We start from the raw sequence: 18,473 nt of genomic DNA, 5'->3' as shown, positions 1-18,473 counted from the left end.
TAAAATATTCAAATATTCATTTTTTGATGCCTTTTTCACGAACAGGCTGGTCTAGTGTTTGTGACCAAAATTGCGCGGCAAGCTCTTCCATCTGTTGAACCTGCACATTTACCTTATCACACTCTTTTGCGTCTTGCTCACCGTGTAAAACCAATCCATTGACTACTTTTACCGCATTAACCATTCGATTACTGATGTCACCTGCGCAGACATTTTGTTTTAGCATCGCATTCGCCGTTTCTTGCATTTGTTGATGCACCGATTCGATTTCTGCCTGAGCTTCAATCAATTTAAGTTCTGCTGCATTCACTCTCACTTGGCTTTCTTGAGCAACAAGATAGGCTTGCTCCATTTTAGATAATGCTAACATAGACCCTTTTTGCAGACGCTCCATAACAGCAACAATATCTTCGGTTGAATGATATGTACGATTTGCCAGCCCTCTGACCTCATCGGCCACAACGGCAAAACCTCGTCCTTGATCACCCGCTCTTGCGGCTTCAATTGCGGCATTAAGCGCCAATAAGTTTGTTTGCTCAGCAACCTCTCGAATAACAGCCACAACAGAAGAAATTGCGTTACTATCGGCGTTTAAATTCAATAACCCGTCACGTGCTTCTTCAACCTGCTGACAGACACGATTCATTGCCGATCGAGAGGACTGCATTCCCTCTCGTCCTTCCGCCATGTAACTTTTTGCCATGTTAGCATTAGCCTCACTTTTCTGAACGGACAAAGACGCCGCTTCCGTTACCAAGACCATATTTTGTGACGACTGCTCAATTAGGCAAAAATCATCCGATAAAGTATTAAAAGCTCTCTGCTTACTATCAATACTGGCACATATTGTTGACTGCCTTGCCCTCACATTTTTAGCAAAATCACTTATGCGCCCCATAATCGCTGCGGTCTCACCACGTAACCGGATCATGGCAAGGCGCAGCTGACCTACTTCATCCGTCCGGCCAGTGTAAAGATACATAGCCAACGATGAATCTGAGATGATTTTTGCTTCTTCAAGAACGCTTTTAAGTGGTCTTAACACTCTCTCTACACTGATTAAACAGGCAAACAAAGCCCCCCATTCAAATACACTTTTTAACCAAATTAATTGAAAAGCAGCACCAACAAAAGACAAGCCAAAACACAACGAAATAATTAGTGGCAATTTCTGGAACAATGACAACTTCGGCCTTCGTAATTTTCTAAAAGCCTTTTTTTCATCTAATAAGCTGTTCTGGTAGAGCTGTTCCGCTCTGTCGCGAACATTTTTTTCAGGGCTGCGTCGAACAGATTGATATTCTGTAATCACCCCATTACAGCAAATGGGGCTAACATAGGCGTCAACCCAATAATAATCGCCATTTTTACACTGATTTTTTACAATCCCCATCCAAGATTGTCCACACTGTAAATGCCCCCAAAGATCTTTAAAGGCTAATGCGGGCATATCTGAGTGACGTATAATATTATGAGGCTGCCCAATTAACTCATCTGACTGATAACCACTCACCTTTTCAAACTCAGGATTCACGTACTTTATGGCACTATTGAGATCGGTGATCGACAAAATATTCGCATCAAGATTCACAACACGCTCTTTTCTAATCGCTGTATGTGGCATTCCTCGCCCTCTTTAAAATGAACAAAAACCAATAGACTTAAAGGGCAACAAGCATAGGCAGCATAAAAAAAAGGCTCTTGATATGAATCAAGAGCCTTTCTGTATTAAGTAATAGTTTGTAAACCAAAAAATAACGACTGTTACCTAATGTAAGTGTTTAAAAGTACATTAAAATGCAGCCAAGAAATTAGAATGACAATTTAATATGTTGTGTGTTTTTAGGGCAAATAGACTCCTACATTTTCGTGCCCTTTGCCTAATAAATAAGACGCTTGCATTCGACTCATAACACCTTTGCCACAATACAATAAATGCGTCACCTCTCGCTCTAAATCGCTCCAGCTGGACTCTAAAGCAAAGAAGGGGATGGCTTTAACAGGCCGACCACTGACTTTTAGTGGACGATTACTTACTTCGTCTGGGTGGCGAATATCAATAATAACTTCGTCACCAACCGGCATGCGGACCACAGGCACATCACCTTGATATTGTTTTGCCACATCGTCCATTACATTCTGGATGGATACAATGCTTGCATTCGCTATGGCCTGTTCCAAAACCTCAAAGTTAAAATTGGCTTCTTGCTTTTCAACACGATGCATTTTTGCTCGTGTTGTTGGTTTCACAGAAATAACACCACAAAATTCAGGCATACTGGCCGCAAAAGGGGCCGTACCAATCTCAATCGCTTTATCAATTATTTCCTGCTTATTCGTGGTAATCAAAGGACGTAACACCAGTTCTTCCGTCACTTGATCAATCACTTTTAAGTTCATTAACGTTTGGCTAGATACCTGAGCCACACTTTCCCCCGTGACTAGGGCTTTCGCACCCACCTCTTTCATTAGCTGAGAAGCAGCACGCAACATCATGCGTTTTAAAATAACGCCCATTTCGGAATTGTCGACTTTGGTTAAAATTTCACCAACAACCGCTTCAAAAGGCACGGTAATGAATTTCACATTTAATGCCGAACCGTATTTTTCCCAAATAAAGTTGGATACTTGCTTAACACCTATTTCATGAGCATCACCACCGAGATTAAAAAAACAAAAATGCGTCTTCAAACCACGGCTCATGGTCAAATAAGAACTAACGGTTGAGTCATAACCACCTGACATCAATGACAACACAGGGTCTTGGGACCCAAGTGGGTATCCTCCGAGACCTTTAACTCGTTGCTCAATCATCCAAACTCGATTGTCTCGAATATCAATAGGCACTAACACTTCGGGGTCTTTCAAGCGTACAGCCAAAGCACCACAACGGGGCTCTTAAACAGCCGCCAATGTATCGTTCTGCATCAATGGAAGTAAAATCATGTTGACCAACACGCTTTACTCGAACCGCAAACACAGCCCCTTTAATGACATCCCCATAAGAAGCTGCCGCTTGCTCGACAATATCATCCAAGCCTGTCAGCGGGAATTCGCGAACATACTGAAAATGCGCGATGCCAGCTATATTGGAAAGAGCCTGTATGAAATCCTCTCGTCGCTCATCCCTATCTGAAAACACCTCAATGAAATCCCAATTACCCGAAACAATCACATCAGAGTCATATTTTTTAAGCACCAACTTAATGTTGTGCTTAAGCTGCTTAATAAACGCTTTTCGTACTGGACGACTTTTAATAGTGATTTCTGCAAAGAACTTAACAATAAACTTCATAGGAGATGCGATTCATTCCGGAGATTAAAAAGAAGACAAATATTATAAAGAAAAGCGTCTCAATACGAAAACACCAAAACTGCACCAAAAAAGAACAAAAGCACAACATTGCGCACCAAAATGAATCATTAAGACTTTTTTATAGACCTTTTTTGGCAACCAATAAGTGCACTGTAAAATTAAAAAATTCTATCTTATTGTAATATAAGACTTTATTAGACCGCACAAAATTCTGGCACAAGTTATGCTTTATATTCGACAAATGGCGCTTTATATTGAAGCACTCTATAAACGAAAAGTAATTTCGCTTTCACTACGACTGGAGAACAACTATGTCAAACAAGACCCTTGCCTTGATTGCTGAGCATGACGCGAAGTGGGTTGACCTTCGCTTTACCGATTTTAAAGGTAAAGAACAACACGTAACTATTCCAGCTATTACGGTAGATGAAGAGTTTTTTGAAAACGGTCAGATGTTTGATGGTTCTTCCATTACTGGCTGGAAAGGCATTAACGAATCCGACATGATCATGATGCCACAGGATGATACTGCGATTATCGATCCTTTCACCGAAGAGTCTACAGTAATTGTTCGTTGTAACGTCATTGAGCCTTCTACAATGCAAGGCTATGACCGCGACCCACGCTCTGTTGCGCTACGTGCCGAAGAATTCCTTAAATCAACTGGTCTTGGCGATACAGCATTCTTTGGTCCAGAACCAGAATTCTTTATTTTTGATGATGTTAAGTGGAAAACTGACATGTCAGGTTGTTCTGTAGAGATCAACTCTGAAGAAGCAGCTTGGTCTTCTAACAAGAAGTTTGAAGGCGGCAACATGGGTCACCGTCCTTTCGTAAAAGGCGGCTATTTCCCAGTGCCACCAGTTGACTCTCACCACGACCTTCGTGGCGCTATGTGTGGCGCTATGGAAACCATGGGCTTAGTTATTGAAGTTCACCACCACGAAGTAGCAACAGCTGGCCAGAACGAAATCGGTGTTAAATTTAACACTCTCGTTAAGAAAGCAGATGAAGTTCAAATTCTTAAGTACTGTGTGCACAACGTTGCTCATGCGTACGGCAAAACAGCGACTTTCATGCCAAAACCAATCGTTGGCGACAACGGTTCTGGTATGCACGTTCACCAATCTTTCTGGAAAGATGGCCAAAACCAATTTGCTGGCGATCAATACGCTGGTCTATCTGAAATGGCGCTTTATTACATCGGCGGTATCATCAAGCACGCTAAAGCATTGAACGCGTTCACTAACGCTTCAACGAACTCTTACAAGCGTCTTGTGCCTCACTTCGAAGCACCTGTTATGCTAGCTTATTCAGCTCGTAACCGTTCAGCGTCTATTCGTATCCCATACGTTTCAAGCCCTAAAGGCAAACGTATCGAAGCGCGTTTCCCTGATCCAACCGCTAACCCATACCTAGCATTCTCTGCTATGTTGATGGCGGGTATTGATGGTATCAAAAACAAGATTCACCCTGGCGATGCAGCAGACAAAGACTTGTATGACCTACCAGCAGAAGAAGCATTGGCTATCCCTACTGTGGCTAGCAGCTTGGAAGAAGCGCTAAAATGTCTAGATGAAGACCGCGCATTCCTAACACAAGGTGGTGTATTCTCTGATGACATGATTGATGCTTACATTGCTATGAAATCAGCAGAAGCTCGCCGTGTGTCTATGACAACTCACCCACTTGAGTTTGAACTGTACTACAGCGCATAAGCTCAAAAGCAACTAAATACCAAAAAGCCTCGACCTTGTTCGAGGCTTTTTTTGAGCACATCTCAGCTTTTTTTGCCCCAAAATAAACACAGTCGCTCATTCGCACTATAATAGTGCAATAGATTTTTTTCTTTACACAAAAACCTTACTAAACAAGCCACTTCACCATGCCCAATGTTGGTTCGTTTTTTGCAATTAATCTAGCATATAGAGAAGAGCAGACTTTAAATAGCAACAAAAATGCAGGAGTCAACAGATGAGGCACATACTGTGTATAGCTTATTAATCGACCATTTATCTACCGCCGTTATTCAGCTGAGTGACAAACTAGAGATCGAGTATTTAAACCCTGCTGCCGAAATGTTGCTCGCCGTCAGTCGACGTCGAATTTATGGCCATGATCTGGGTGCCGCTTTTCGGGAAGACGAGGACAGTATTCAAGCACTGTATGCTGCCATCAAGTCAGGTCATCCATTCACAAAACGTGAAGCGGAAATAGAGTGTAATAACAATAAAAAGCTTTTTTGTGACTACACCGTCACACCGATTATGGGGACCTCTAACGATACAGAAAGTATCATCATAGAACTGTATCCGAGGGACAGGATGAAACGTATTTCGCAGGAAGACGAAATCATTGCCAACCATGAAACCAGTAAAGAACTGGTCCGTGGACTCGCTCATGAGATCAAAAACCCACTTGGCGGCATCCGCGGGGCGGCACAGTTAATCAGCCGTGCTTTCACTGACGAAGCATTGAACGATTACACACAGGTCATCATTGAAGAATCAGATCGTTTACGTGACCTTGTTGACCGACTCCTGGGGCCGAGACAACTGCCAAAAAACAAACCTCTCAATATTCACAAAGTTATTGAACGCGTAAGACAACTCATTTCAGTTGAAACCGACAACCAGGTTGAATTGATTCGAGATTATGACCCTAGTATTCCAGACTTAATTGGTGATGAGTCTCAACTTATACAAGCTTTGCTCAACATCACCAGAAACGCCATGCAGGCACTAATGGATGATGCTGATAATCGCCATAAAACCATTCATATGGTGACACGTGCATTACGCCAATTCACCATCGGCTCTAAACGTCATCGTTTGGTATGCAAAATCAGCATTATTGATAATGGCCCAGGTATTCCTGAAGCCATTCTCAAAACCCTCTTTTATCCCATGGTCAGCGGACGAGCCGATGGAACAGGCTTAGGGCTGTCTATCGCGCAATCCGTTATTCATCAGCACCATGGCATTATTGAATGCAACAGTTACCCGAAAAAACCGAATTTAATATATTAATTCCCATTGAGATGACAGTCCAAGACCAGGAGAAACACTCATGACACCAGAAGAAACCGTATGGATTGTTGACGACGATCGCTCTATTCGCTGGGTACTAGAGAAAACGTTAGAACAAGAAGGGATTCAATGTCGCCTGTTTGATTCAGCTGAGAATCTTGTCAATATGATTGATAAGGAACAGCCAAGCGCCATTATTAGTGACATCCGTATGCCGGGCATGGATGGTTTAAAACTATTAGAAAAACTGCAAAAAGATCATCCCTACTTGCCGGTTATTATCATGACAGCACACTCTGACCTCGAAAGTGCTGTCGCCTCCTATCAAGGTGGCGCATTTGAATACTTGCCAAAGCCTTTTGATGTTGAGGAAGCGGTCAGTTTGGTGAAACGCGCCATGCTGCACCACCGTAATGCCAGACCTAGCACGGACAATATGGAAATCGAAGCTGAGCCGCAGGTAGACAAAGAAATTATCGGTGAAGCTCCCGCTATGCAGGAAGTGTTTCGAGCTATCGGCCGACTCGCAAAATCGAATATTACCGTATTAATTAACGGTGAATCAGGAACAGGTAAGAGCTCGTCGCACAGGCTTTGCATACTCACAGTCCTCGCTCTGCCAACCCTTTTATCGCCCTTAATATGGCGGCCATTCCGCACGACTTAATTGAATCGGAATTGTTTGGCCATGAAAAGGGCGCCTTTACTAGGCCAATACACAACGACGCGGTCGTTTCGAACAAGCCAACGGTGGCACTCTCTTTTTGGATGAAATTGGTGACATGCCAGCAGAGACACAAACACGCCTATTACGTGTTCTCGCTGACGGTGAATTTTATCGAGTAGGTGGTCACACTCCCGTTAAAGTAGACGTTCGGATTATCGCCGCCACGCATCAAAACCTAGAGAATCTAGTACAAAAAGGATCGTTCCGTGAAGATTTGTTTCACCGCTTGAATGTTATTCGTATTCATTTGCCTAAACTCGCAGAAAGACGCGAGGATATTCCCAAATTAGCCCGTCATTTTTTAAGTCGAGCCGCAGAAGAGTTAGCCGTTGAACCAAAGCAACTGACCAAAGAAACAGAAAACTATCTGACCCAACTTGATTGGCCTGGTAACGTTCGTCAATTAGAAAACACCTGCCGCTGGTTAATCGTTATGGCGTCTGGCCGTGAAGTTTTGGTAGAAGATTTACCCCCTGAACTACTTGCCGCCGTTCCTCATGAACAACCTTTTGCTTCATGGGAAGAAGCGCTTAAAAACTGGGTAGACAACACCCTAGCCACAGGACAAAAAGGCATTCTAGATCAAGCTGTACCTAAGTTTGAACGAATTATGATCGAAACCGCTCTTGCCCATACTGGTGGACGTAGACGAGACGCCTCGCTTTTATTGGGTTGGGGACGCAACACCTTGACTCGAAAAATTAAGGAGCTAAACATTGATCACGCTGAACACGACGAAGATTAAAACATCGCTGTGAAAAAAGTAATGCAGGTCAATCTATTCATAAATTGCCTGCATTATCTCAGTTTTCCACTATTTTGGACTTGCTTTTACTGACACAATCCCCTACTAATTAAAGACTATTAAATGATCACTAATAAACGGGAAAATGGTTATGTATCCAACACTTCAGTCCATGGGTATCACCAGCATACAGGACATTGAAAAATTTACTTTGCGTTACGAAGGCGGGCACGACGTACTGAAAATTTATTACCGTCGTGAAAAAGGATCTCTATTACCTAAGAGCAAAAAGTTTAAATTTGGTCGCTCAACCAAAACCGTTCTAGCAGATGGCGGTCAACAAACTTATCGACAAGTACAAGAACCGTCGCTCATTGTTTTACGTGCGATGGAAGAGCTAGAAAAAATTGTTGGCAAACAACATGAAAGCAAAGCCACTAAAGAAGATTTGATCAAAGAATTGGAACATTTAGAAAAAGTGGTGAACAGCAAGATAGAAGAAATAAAGACAAAAATACAAGCTATGGAATAATGTCCTGCTAACGTCTGCGGCAAGCACTTTCTCTTAACGCTGGATTACTTACTCAATCCAGCGTTAAGAGAAAAGTGCTTGCTAACTTGACAATAAAAATCCCGCTACAATCCTACGTTCTGCAAAAGATCATTGTGTGATATTTCGCGTATTTTAGTCCCCCTAAAAATCCCTTATATAAGTTATTTGAGTCTGAATTTATGCATCTTGTTACCTCTACCACTGAGCTTGCTGACATCATCCGCAATGGCGGTGTCATTGCTTACCCAACAGAAGCTGTCTGGGGATTGGGTTGCGATCCTTTTAACGAAGCAGCGGTAAGACGTATTCTCACGTTAAAATCGCGCCCTGAAGAAAAAGGGCTAATCTTGATTGCTGGTGCACAGGAAGATTTAAGACCTTGGCTCGAGACCCTAGACACTCATGCCGCACAGCGCCTTATCAGTGTGAACGACACGCCAACATCTTGGGTTGTGCCTGATACACATATCACACCCAGCTGGGTAAGAGGAGAGCATCAGAGCGTTGCTATTCGTCTTTCTCAACACCTACCAGTGCAGCGTCTTTGTCAGGCTTTTCAAGGGGTAATAGTGTCGACTTCAGCGAACCCTGCCGGGCTAGAACCAGCTCTTAGCGCGGAAGAAGTACACGCCTATTTTGGGGACAAAATAGACGCCATTTATCATGCCCCTTTAGGCGGCGCATCAAAGCCCTCTCAAGTGAGAGATATTCTAACAGACAAACTGTTTCGCGTTTAGCCATTTAAAAAGCCCACTTGCGGTGACGTATAATGACAGTTTCTGTGTAAAAGCGTCTTTTTATCCACAACTCATATCAACCAACAAAAAAGCCACACAACATTTTTTATGAAATGTTGTGTGGCTTTGCATTTACTCAAACTAAGCTCCTAGGCTTTCATGATAGTCTAGTGACCACCCAGATACGCTTCTCGCACTTCAGGGTTCACCAAAAGCTCGGCCCCTGTGCCTGTTAGCTTAATTTCACCATTCACCATAACGTAACCACGATTGGCCAGTTTTAGGGCATGGTTCGCATTTTGTTCAACCAAAAAGATCGTCATACCAGTACTGGCCACGTCTTTCAGAATCTGAAAAATCTGCTTCACGATAATCGGTGCGAGTCCTAAACTAGGCTCATCCAATAGCAGTAATTTAGGTCGGCTCATTAATGCACGAGCGATTGCCAGCATTTGCTGCTCGCCACCCGACATGGTCGAGGCTCTCTGATTACGACGCTCCAACAAACGTGGAAACATCTCAAACATACGCTGCATGTCTTTTTCCGCATGCTCCATACCTATCGGTATGGTTCCCATCAACAAGTTTTCTTCTACCGACATACTAGGAAAAATACGACGTCCTTCAGGAGACTGAGCCAAACCATTGGACGCAACATAGTGAGCCGATTTTTGCGAAATATCCTCACCACGATAAATAATTTCACCAGAAGAAATACGCGGTTGCCCAAAAATAGACATCAAAAGTGTCGATTTACCAGCACCGTTTGCCCCAATCAAGGTGACTATTTCACCTTCATCGATCGTCAAAGACACCTTCTTTAGTGCTTGAATTGGACCATAATGCACATCGACATCTTTAAACTGCATTAAAGTAGTCATAGTGTCACCTCTTCACCTTCTTCTGCACCAAGATACGCCGCAATCACTTTCGGGTTATTTTTGATATCGTCAGGACCCCCTTTGGCAATCACTTCACCATGATCCAATACAACAATATAATCAGAAATATCCATTACCATGCCCATATCATGCTCTATAAGCAGTACCGTCGTGTTGTGTTGATCACGTAATACACGAATCATTTTTGTCAAAGCTTCGGTTTCAGACGGGTTCAGACCTGCTGCGGGTTCATCTAAACAAACAATCTCGGGGTTCGTACACATAGCACGGGCAATCTCTAAACGACGCTGTTGACCATAGGAAAGCTCTCCCGCCAAACGATTAGCAGCCCCCACTAAATCAACCACACCCAGCCAATAAAAAGCACGCTCAAGCGCTTCTTCTTCAGATTTCCGGTAGCCTTTCGTATTCAGAATACCCGCAATCAAGCTTCGATTGACGCGCATATGCTGAGCAACCAGCAAGTTCTCAACCACCGACATTTCTTTAAACAAACGAATGTTTTGAAAAGTCCGCGACAGTCCAGCACGGTTTACCAAATGCGAGCCGCCAAACATCTTGTATTTAAGACGAGAAAAAAAGGCAACCGGAGAAAAAAATCTGTCAGTTGGAAAGGCTCGCCCAGCACTTTAATAATACTGGTCTCTTTACCACCCGCAGACAAAATGATCTTGCCACCCGTTGCTTTGTAGAAGCCGGTCAGACAGTTAAACACAGTAGTTTTGCCTGCACCATTCGGACCAATAAGAGCTGAAACCGATCCACGCTTAATGTCAAAAGTCACATCATTCAGCGCCTTAATACCACCAAAATGCATCACCAAGTTTTCAACGGCTAAAATATTTTCTTGGCTCATTTCACTACCCCTTTTCTCGCTGCAAAACCAGTTCGCGTGACACGAACAATACCTCGAGGTTTCCAAATCATCATGACTACCATCAAAATACCAAACATTAAGACACGGTATTCTGCGAATTCCCTCAACATCTCAGGCAATACAGTCAAACAAAAGGCGGCAATGACCACACCCAATGTCGGTCCCATTCCCCCTAACACGACAATCGCCAAAATAAGTGCCGATTCGAAAAAAGTAAAAGAAGAAGGGTTAACGAAACCTTGATAAGTTGCAAAGAACACACCCGCTAAGCCACCTGTGGAAGCGCCTAGCATAAAAGCAGAAAGTTTCACTAATACATGGTTCAACCCTAGTGAACGACATGCTATTTCGTCTTCGCGAAGCGCTTCCCACGCACGGCCTATTGGCATTTTCACCAGGCGGTGTTTGATGAAGAGCACAGCCCATACGACGGCAAACAAGACGATATAAATAAACATATATCGATACGCAGAATCATAGGGGATATTAAAGAACTCATGAAACGTACTGCCATCTCGTGATCGGCGCGTAAACTCTAGCCCAAAAAAAGTTGGCATCGGTGCAGATACACCATTTGGACCGTGGGTAAATGAAGCCCAGTTTGTTAACACCAAGCGAATAATTTCACCAAAACCCAAAGTCACAATCGCCAAATAATCGCCGTGCATACGCAACACAGGGAAACCCAATATCGCGCCTGCAACTGCCGCCATCAGGGCGGCTATTGGCAACATAGACCAAAAACCCAGCCCTAGATTTTCATAGCCCAATGCCAGACCATAAGCGCCGATAGCATAAAAGCCCACAAAACCTAGGTCCAATAAGCCAGCAAGCCCAACGACTATGTTTAGACCCAAGCCAAGCAAAACATAAATCAAACCTAGAATAACGACCGTTAAAACATATTTTGAAGCGATGAATGGCACAAGCAAACCAATCGCTATCACCAAAGGAATAATCCACACCATTTTGGATTTATGCCCTGGTGGCAACACAGTCGCGCCATCATTGCTATTGGCATAACGAAAAGCCATGGCGATGCCTTTTTCTGTTTGAAAAAAGCTAGACATGGCAAAGCGCCCAATAATAACAACCAACACCATCCAAGCTACTTTGCCGAACTCAGCATTGAAGCTATAGCCATCCAACACCACACCGACAATCGGACCGAATAAAATCAAGGCCATAAAACCAGCGATTAAGGCATCGATACTGCTTTTTTTAAAATTAATTCCGACAGATTGGCTCATTTATACTTTCTCCACTTCAGGTTTGCCGAGAAGGCCACTTGGGCGAATAATCAAAATGAGAACTAACAAAGAAAACGAGAAAACATCTTTGTAATCAGAACTAATTAATCCAGCAAACAAGGCTTCAGATAGACCTAAAATCAGACCGCCTAACATGGCGCCAGGCAAAGAACCTATGCCACCCAAAACCGCCGCGGTAAAGGCCTTAATGCCGATAATGAAACCAATATAAAAATCGAACGCGCCATAATCTAACGTAATCAAAACACCCGCTAACGCCGCCATTGTCGCGCCAATAACGAACACAGTTGAAATAATTTTATCGGTGTCTATACCTAAGATAGACGCCATTTTTCGATCTTGTTGAGTCGCACGACACATGCGACCTAATTTTGTTTTTTGAATAACGTAAGTCAAAATCCCCATGCCAGCAAAAGCGGCAATAAGAATAAAGACTTTCATGTAGGTAATTTGTACAAAGCCGTCACCGACGTGAAAACGCAATGCGCCAGTCAACATGGTTGGGACACCCTGTTGATTTGCACCTTGGCTTAGCTGTACATAGTTTTGCAAAATCAGCGACATACCGATCGCCGAAATTAATACTGCTAGACGACTGGAATTACGCAATGGACGATAAGCCACTCGTTCAATCACCCATCCATAAGCACCCGTTACCACAATCGTTAGAAAGAGCGTGCCGATTATGACAATAAGAAAAGATTCAAAACCTAAAAAGGTTAACAAGGCACTAATCAGTGCAATAGCGATCGCAGTAATATAAGAAGACACCATGTAGACATCGCCATGGGCGAAGTTAATCATGCCGATAATGCCATACACCATGGTGTAACCGATCGCAATGAGTCCATAAACAGAGCCAAGGGTAAGACCGTTTACCAACTGCTGGAGAACGATATCCATCGTAAGACCTCGTGGGGATTTTTGAACAGGAAGAACATGTTTACCAACACAATCCTTGTGTCAGTAAACATGTATTAGTTATGCCTAAAAAATAACAACTAACGTAAAAATCAATCTACTACGCTATATTTACCTTGAGCATCCCACTCGTACATAACGTAGTCGGAAACGGTCAAATCGCCTTTTTCATCAAAGTCTTTTTTACCCATTACGGTATCCACAGAGTGAGATTTCAACCACTCAGCACCTTTAATAGGATCTAGATTATTATTGGCCAATGCGGCAACAGCGACTTGCATAGCGGTGTAAGAGTAAAGAGTGTAACCCTCTGGCTCATAACCCGCATCGCGAAACTCTTTGATTACTTTAGCACCAGAAGGGTAAGACGTTGGTGGCGCACCAAATGTCATTAATACACCATCGACATATTCAGGAGAACCGGCAACAGATACAAACTCATCGGATACGATACCATCACCTGAAATGAAAATGGCTTTAGAGCCTTGCTCACGTAACTGACGAACCAATGGGCCAGCTTCAGAGTGAAGCCCACCAAAATACACAACATCTGCATCAACTGAACGAATCTTAGTAATCAAGGCGTTAAAGTCTTTTTCACCACGAGTCAAACCTTCGTACATGACTTCGTTTACGCCATAAGCATTCAGAGTGGACTTCATGGCATCCGCCAAGCCTTTACCGTAAGTATCTTTATCATGGATGACAGCCACGCGTTTAGCGCCTAGCTTATCGACGATATAGCTAGCAGCCACATCCCCTTGCTGATCATCACGACCACACACACGGAAAACGTTTGGTAAACCTTGGTCTGTTAATGTTGGGTTCGTTGACGCAGGTGTTACCATGATAACGCCTGCTTCTTCATAAATTTTAGACGCTGGAATAGAAGAAGAGGAACAGAAATGCCCCACTACAGCTAAAGCACCGTCAGAGTCAACCAGACGGTTAGCCACAGACACCGCTTGTTTTGGCTCACAGGCATCGTCCGCTTTCACCAATGTTATCATTTCACCATTGATGCCACCTGCGGCATTGATATCTTGAGCGGCTTTTTCAGCCCCTTTCCATAACTGCTCACCAAAAGCCGCATAAGCACCAGTATGAGGACCTGCCACACCGATCACGACGTCTGCTTGAGCCAGTGTCGCCGCACCAGCAACAGCAAGAGAAATTAATGTTTTTCTAACAACCGCATTTGACATAAGAAAAGCCTCTATTCGTTTTGTGTTTTATCGTTATTATTCAAAAGCAAGAAGCGTTCCAATAGTTTAAGCCCAAAGAAAAAGCATAAAAAATGGAACTTTCACAGCAACTATCCAAAAAATGTGCACTGGAATGAAGCTACACATTAATATCAGTCTAAAGTTTGGTCAATAGTAGTGCAGATAAATATTGCAAATAACCTAAGAGAAATCCTGTGATACAAAAAAAACACAAAATAAATCACTAGAATTATTTGAGTTTATGGTTTTTTCAACTTACAGACGAAAGGATGTGCACTAAACAAGAGCGAAATAAGGGCTGGCAAAAATAAAGGGGCATATAGAGGTATCACTAGTGCGATTCTGAAAAAAACCGTACTTCTTATAATTTAGTATAAAAAACCAATAAGAAATTGATAAAAGCTCGGTTTTTTTATCAAAAAACTCCGATTTAATTAAATACCGGAGTTTTACGTCTATTTTGTTTCAGACATGGTCGGTTTAGAAGGAGGAGAAGCGATCAGCAATTCAGAGATCCTCACTAAACGAACACCATCTTGCTCTAAATTCTTCAAACGCTTTTTAAGATATGCCGTGGTTTCTGGATAAGGATGTCCTATGGCCAAAGCACTTCCATGACGTTTAGCTAGTTTTACTAAACGAGAAAATTGCTTGTCTATCGCCTCTTCCGTGCGGATATTGTCTAAAAACACGTCTCTTCCTACCGTTTTTAAACCATATTCTTGTGCGGTTTTTTTGGCCACACTTTGAGCACTGGTTAAACTATCAATAAAAAACAAGGATCGGTCTTTTAACGTTTCCATGACCCATTCCATCGAATGAACCTTAGTGGTTAACAAACTGCCCATATGATTATTTACCCCTTGAATACCAGGCAAACTATCCAAATCCTTGCTTAACGTGCTTTTTAATTCCTGTTCCGTCATGCTCGCATACAAACCACCAGGACCAAGTTTTAGCTCTCGCTGATTTTCCATAGGCGCATGCAAAAGCGTAATACGACTCTGCTTTTGGGAGGTTAGAGCGGTTTGCAAAGCAAAAGGCGTACTTGGCAAAATCGCCAATGCCACCTCCGTAGGCAGCAATAAAGACGATTCCATGCCATCTCGACTGTAACCAAGATCATCAATCAAAATCGCTATTTGTGGCATTTTTGGGTGCACGTCAACCGCTAATATTTTTGCCGGCGTGACTATTTTTTTCGGAGAATCAGTGGAAGCAGGCTTAGGGACTGAAAGCAGGCTCTCATTAGGCACGACATCCAGCAGAACGGGGACATCTAACAAAGGCGCAATAGAAGGTTTCCATGGCGCCTCTTGCGGATCTTGTAAAATGGAAGGGTAAGAATCAGATGGCAGACGAGTCTCAGTTGTGTTTTCTGGTTCTAACAACACCGGCCCCAAATGCTCTGGCAAAATGATCGGCTCTTTCTCGGAAGGCGTCTTGTCTGACGCCACCATGACACCTTCCTGTGACGCCATCATGCCCTCTTCTGACGCACTCACGTCATCCGACGATGCCATAGCATGTTGCTCGACAACCAACTCGCCCGCCAAAGAGTCATCCAAATATTCAGAACCTGCATCCGATGCGTTCCCCCCTGGCAAAGCGAGCAAAAACCCTACAAGCAAACACACTTTCTTAAAATAAAACAAAGGAGCAGTTACCCCAACAATACATTTGTGAAAAACAGATCGCTATTTCTGCACTAATTTAGGCAAGGTTTTCAGAATCGTAACCGCTTGAAACAATTGAAAATCTGTTTTTGCCAATTCACCAATATCGGACAAAACATCCGCACTGGTTCGTTCTTTACCGCCCGTACCATTTCCTAAATGCCCTTTTAGTTCAGACTCTTTAACCAAAAACGGGTCTTTATCAAAGGTTAATGTCGCTTGTGGCACAATCAGATCGGGCGTAATACCCTGAGCTTGGATAGAACGACCATTTGGCGTGTAATATAAGGCGGTGGTTAATTTTACCGCATCACCATTGGATAAGGGAACCACTGTTTGAACAGAGCCTTTACCAAACGTTTCCGTGCCTAACACCACCGCACGCTGATGATCCTGTAACGCGCCAGCAACAATTTCTGACGCCGACGCAGAGCCATCGTTTACCATAACAACAACAGGAATTTGCTTAAATTTTGTATTTTTCGCAGTGGCCTTAAACTGACTTTTCGACATCTCATGACGCCCACTGGTATAAACGATCATACCTTTATCAATAAAAGCGTCTACCACCCCAACAGCACTTTGCAAAACACCACCGGGATTATTACGCAAATCTAAGACAACCCCTTGAATTTTACTTTGTGCAGCGAGTTTATCGATGGCTTCATAAAACTCTATGTCGCTATCACCTTGAAATTGACTGATGCGAAAATAAGCGATTCCTGTATCCAGCCATTTCGCGGTAACACTGGCGTCTTCAACCAATCGACGTGTTAACTCGTAATGTTTAATTTCACCGTCTCGCTCGATATCCAGCGAGACGGTAGAACCCACTTCACCACGCATGAGCGTCACAATATCTTGCATACCCAAGTCAGTAATTAACGTATTATCAATTTTGATAATAACATCACCAGGCAAAATCCCTGCCTCGGCAGCAGCGGAGCCATCCACAGGCGTGACTATGGTCAATCGCTTGTCTTTCATCTCGACTTCAACACCAATGCCCGCATAATTACCAGAGGTCAGCTCATTAAAATCAGCTAATTCTGTTTTCGTAAAATACTCAGAATGCGGATCGAGTCCAGAAACCATACCTTTTAGTGCTTTATGAAGAATGTCTTCATCAGACAGTGTTTCAACGTAACCCTCACGAATAGTTTCGAAGGTTTCAACAAACGATTGAATCTCGGCAGTAGGCAATTTAGATGCTTGTTTAGTATCCGCAGAAAAAGCCGGCTGAACCAATAGCACCATAAACAAAACGGGGATTCGTTGACGCAAAATATTGATCATATTTCTTCCTATGACTTTTTTACTAGCAGCGGTACTGGGACTGTCATGAACGTTACCCAGCATCTATCCAAGAAAGTGGTTTTAATGGCGTACCATTATGGCGAATTGCAAAAAATAAAGCAGCATCAGGACGACCACCAGTACTACCAGCCATTGCGACAGTATCATTGGCCCTCACCCATTCTCCCACTTCTTTCAATAAACTTTGGTTATACCCATACAGTGACATGTAGCCGTCACCATGATCTAAGATAAGTAAAAAGCCGAAACCACGCATCCAGTCAGAAAATACGACACGCCCTGAAAATATAGCGTGAACGGACTCGCCTTCTTTGGCTCTAAGCGTCACCCCACCCAAATTTATACTGCCCGTTGCAGGCAGCGTCGCCAATGTCTTTAACGGCCTCACTAACTTGCCTCGTTGGGATGAAAAAGGGACATCTTGATCTGGGATTTTCACATCAGCCAAGGCTTCTTCTAGGCGTTGCAACATATCCTGTAAATTTTGTTGATCCTGCAATAATTGCTTAGAACGTTTATCACCTTGTGCTAGATCCTGATCAAGTTTTACCAATAAATTACGACGTTCAGCTTGTTGACTTAACAGACGACTGCGTTCTTCTTTAAGCTGAATTTCTTCTTTGGCTTGTTGAGACTCGATGACTGCGAATGCTGTTTTCAACCAAACTCAGATCATTCACTTCATTCACAAAACCGTTGATCAAGGACTGCCTTGCCGTAGAAAAGTAGCGATTATATTGCACTAAACGCTGCGCTTCTTCTGAGGTATTACCATTTAACAATAACTTAATGCTTTCTTCATTACCGGAACGATAAACCGCCCTTAATTGGGCGGCTATTTGTTCATTTTGCTGTTGGATACTAAGCTGAAGAGAACGCTGCTGAACTCTCAATTCGCCCAGCTGCTCGTCACCTTTTTTTAAGCTTTCCTGAATTTCTTGGATCTTCTTAAGCAATGCCTGAATGTCTTTTTCTTTGCCTTCAAGTTGCTTCTCTACATCCGATCGCTCAGACTTCAAGTCCTTTAACCAACTATTAAGCTTTTGCAAATCCTTTTGCAATGCTTGAATTTGTTGCTTAGCTTCTTCAGGCGTTTGCGGTTCACCTGCTGTCCAACCTAAACTAGGCAGCAAGCACAAACACAAAAGCAAACTACGAAATAGTAAGACCATTACC

15 protein-coding genes and 2 pseudogenes are annotated in these 18,473 nt (G+C 43.1%); 5 read left to right on the top strand and 12 right to left on the bottom strand.

Features of this window, described 5'->3' with window-relative positions; translation table 11 throughout:
* Positions 1-16: 16 nt before the first annotated feature.
* Entirely contained in the window at positions 17-1,624 is a 1,608-nt protein-coding gene (locus tag ONZ52_RS18975) for a methyl-accepting chemotaxis protein (RefSeq protein WP_265220216.1), read from the bottom strand.
* A gap of 218 nt (positions 1,625-1,842) precedes the next feature.
* A pseudogene (thiI, locus tag ONZ52_RS18970) lies at positions 1,843-3,295 on the bottom strand (tRNA uracil 4-sulfurtransferase ThiI).
* A 332-nt stretch (positions 3,296-3,627) separates the two neighbouring features.
* Between thiI and glnA the strand changes: the two are divergent.
* The 5 genes and pseudogenes from glnA (at position 3,628) to tsaC (ending at position 9,107) form a co-directional block, all read left to right on the top strand.
* Entirely contained in the window at positions 3,628-5,034 is a 1,407-nt protein-coding gene (gene glnA, locus ONZ52_RS18965; protein ID WP_265220215.1) for a glutamate--ammonia ligase, read from the top strand.
* Between the two features lie 240 nt (positions 5,035-5,274).
* Positions 5,275-6,345 (top strand): nitrogen regulation protein NR(II), encoded by a 1,071-nt coding sequence (gene glnL / locus ONZ52_RS18960; protein ID WP_321160373.1) that lies wholly within the window; start codon positions 5,275-5,277, stop codon positions 6,343-6,345.
* A gap of 40 nt (positions 6,346-6,385) precedes the next feature.
* Positions 6,386-7,817 (top strand): annotated as a pseudogene (gene ntrC / locus ONZ52_RS18955) (nitrogen regulation protein NR(I)).
* Between the two features lie 151 nt (positions 7,818-7,968).
* On the top strand, positions 7,969-8,349 hold the full coding sequence (locus ONZ52_RS18950; protein WP_111606735.1) for a DUF3461 family protein: 381 nt from the start codon (positions 7,969-7,971) through the stop codon (positions 8,347-8,349).
* A gap of 200 nt (positions 8,350-8,549) precedes the next feature.
* A complete protein-coding gene (gene tsaC, locus ONZ52_RS18945; protein ID WP_265220214.1) occupies positions 8,550-9,107 on the top strand; it encodes an L-threonylcarbamoyladenylate synthase type 1 TsaC in 558 nt (185 codons plus the stop codon).
* 167 nt (positions 9,108-9,274) lie between these two features.
* Here the strand turns inward: tsaC and ONZ52_RS18940 are convergent, their stop codons facing one another.
* The 10 genes from ONZ52_RS18940 to ONZ52_RS18900 form a co-directional block, all read right to left on the bottom strand.
* Positions 9,275-9,988: an ABC transporter ATP-binding protein gene (locus ONZ52_RS18940; RefSeq protein WP_111637561.1), complete on the bottom strand. Its 714-nt coding sequence runs from the start codon at positions 9,986-9,988 to the stop codon at positions 9,275-9,277.
* Positions 9,985-10,548, bottom strand: coding sequence for an ATP-binding cassette domain-containing protein (locus ONZ52_RS25480; protein ID WP_418138572.1), 564 nt, complete (start codon positions 10,546-10,548; stop codon positions 9,985-9,987). The genes ONZ52_RS18940 and ONZ52_RS25480 overlap by 4 nt, the downstream gene beginning before the upstream one ends.
* On the bottom strand, positions 10,542-10,865 hold the full coding sequence (locus ONZ52_RS25475; RefSeq protein WP_418138571.1) for an ATP-binding cassette domain-containing protein: 324 nt from the start codon (positions 10,863-10,865) through the stop codon (positions 10,542-10,544). The genes ONZ52_RS25480 and ONZ52_RS25475 overlap by 7 nt, the downstream gene beginning before the upstream one ends.
* On the bottom strand, positions 10,862-12,136 hold the full coding sequence (gene livM / locus ONZ52_RS18930) for a high-affinity branched-chain amino acid ABC transporter permease LivM (RefSeq protein WP_265220213.1): 1,275 nt from the start codon (positions 12,134-12,136) through the stop codon (positions 10,862-10,864). Before livM ends, ONZ52_RS25475 begins: the two co-directional genes overlap by 4 nt.
* Entirely contained in the window at positions 12,137-13,060 is a 924-nt protein-coding gene (locus ONZ52_RS18925) for an ABC transporter permease subunit (RefSeq protein WP_265220212.1), read from the bottom strand. It lies immediately after the preceding gene.
* A 110-nt stretch (positions 13,061-13,170) separates the two neighbouring features.
* On the bottom strand, positions 13,171-14,283 hold the full coding sequence (locus ONZ52_RS18920; protein WP_265220211.1) for a branched-chain amino acid ABC transporter substrate-binding protein: 1,113 nt from the start codon (positions 14,281-14,283) through the stop codon (positions 13,171-13,173).
* Between the two features lie 476 nt (positions 14,284-14,759).
* A complete protein-coding gene (locus ONZ52_RS18915; RefSeq protein WP_265220210.1) occupies positions 14,760-15,935 on the bottom strand; it encodes a divergent polysaccharide deacetylase family protein in 1,176 nt (391 codons plus the stop codon).
* Positions 15,936-16,001: 66 nt separating this feature from the next.
* Positions 16,002-17,276 (bottom strand): S41 family peptidase, encoded by a 1,275-nt coding sequence (locus ONZ52_RS18910; RefSeq protein WP_111606728.1) that lies wholly within the window; start codon positions 17,274-17,276, stop codon positions 16,002-16,004.
* 52 nt (positions 17,277-17,328) lie between these two features.
* The gene (locus tag ONZ52_RS18905; RefSeq protein ID WP_265220209.1) at positions 17,329-17,958 is read right to left on the bottom strand and encodes a murein hydrolase activator EnvC family protein; all 630 of its coding nucleotides are present in this window, start codon (positions 17,956-17,958) and stop codon (positions 17,329-17,331) included.
* Entirely contained in the window at positions 17,900-18,469 is a 570-nt protein-coding gene (locus tag ONZ52_RS18900) for a murein hydrolase activator EnvC family protein (protein WP_265220208.1), read from the bottom strand. Before ONZ52_RS18900 ends, ONZ52_RS18905 begins: the two co-directional genes overlap by 59 nt.
* Between the last annotated feature and the right edge of the window lie 4 nt (positions 18,470-18,473).

Origin of the sequence: Marinomonas rhodophyticola (genome assembly GCF_026113935.1) — a bacterium.
GTDB classification, from domain to species: Bacteria; Pseudomonadota; Gammaproteobacteria; order Pseudomonadales; family Marinomonadaceae; genus Marinomonas; species Marinomonas rhodophyticola.
The sequence above is the reverse complement of the archived record's forward strand: the minus strand, read 5'-3'. Positions and strand labels throughout refer to the sequence as shown.

What these genes read in the sequence shown, in the direction of transcription:
- ONZ52_RS18940 (WP_111637561.1), bottom strand. Translation starts at nt 9,988, where the DNA reads ATGACTACTTTAATGCAGTTTAAAGATGTCGATGTGCATTATGGTCCA.
- glnL (WP_321160373.1), top strand. Translation starts at nt 5,275, where the DNA reads ATGCAGGAGTCAACAGATGAGGCACATACTGTGTATAGCTTATTAATC.
- tsaC (WP_265220214.1), top strand. Translation starts at nt 8,550, where the DNA reads ATGCATCTTGTTACCTCTACCACTGAGCTTGCTGACATCATCCGCAAT.
- ONZ52_RS18925 (WP_265220212.1), bottom strand. Translation starts at nt 13,060, where the DNA reads ATGGATATCGTTCTCCAGCAGTTGGTAAACGGTCTTACCCTTGGCTCT.
- ONZ52_RS18975 (WP_265220216.1), bottom strand. Translation starts at nt 1,624, where the DNA reads ATGCCACATACAGCGATTAGAAAAGAGCGTGTTGTGAATCTTGATGCG.
- ONZ52_RS18950 (WP_111606735.1), top strand. Translation starts at nt 7,969, where the DNA reads ATGTATCCAACACTTCAGTCCATGGGTATCACCAGCATACAGGACATT.
- ONZ52_RS18900 (WP_265220208.1), bottom strand. Translation starts at nt 18,469, where the DNA reads ATGGTCTTACTATTTCGTAGTTTGCTTTTGTGTTTGTGCTTGCTGCCT.
- livM (WP_265220213.1), bottom strand. Translation starts at nt 12,136, where the DNA reads ATGAGCCAATCTGTCGGAATTAATTTTAAAAAAAGCAGTATCGATGCC.
- ONZ52_RS18920 (WP_265220211.1), bottom strand. Translation starts at nt 14,283, where the DNA reads ATGTCAAATGCGGTTGTTAGAAAAACATTAATTTCTCTTGCTGTTGCT.
- ONZ52_RS25475 (WP_418138571.1), bottom strand. Translation starts at nt 10,865, where the DNA reads ATGAGCCAAGAAAATATTTTAGCCGTTGAAAACTTGGTGATGCATTTT.
- ONZ52_RS18910 (WP_111606728.1), bottom strand. Translation starts at nt 17,276, where the DNA reads ATGATCAATATTTTGCGTCAACGAATCCCCGTTTTGTTTATGGTGCTA.
- glnA (WP_265220215.1), top strand. Translation starts at nt 3,628, where the DNA reads ATGTCAAACAAGACCCTTGCCTTGATTGCTGAGCATGACGCGAAGTGG.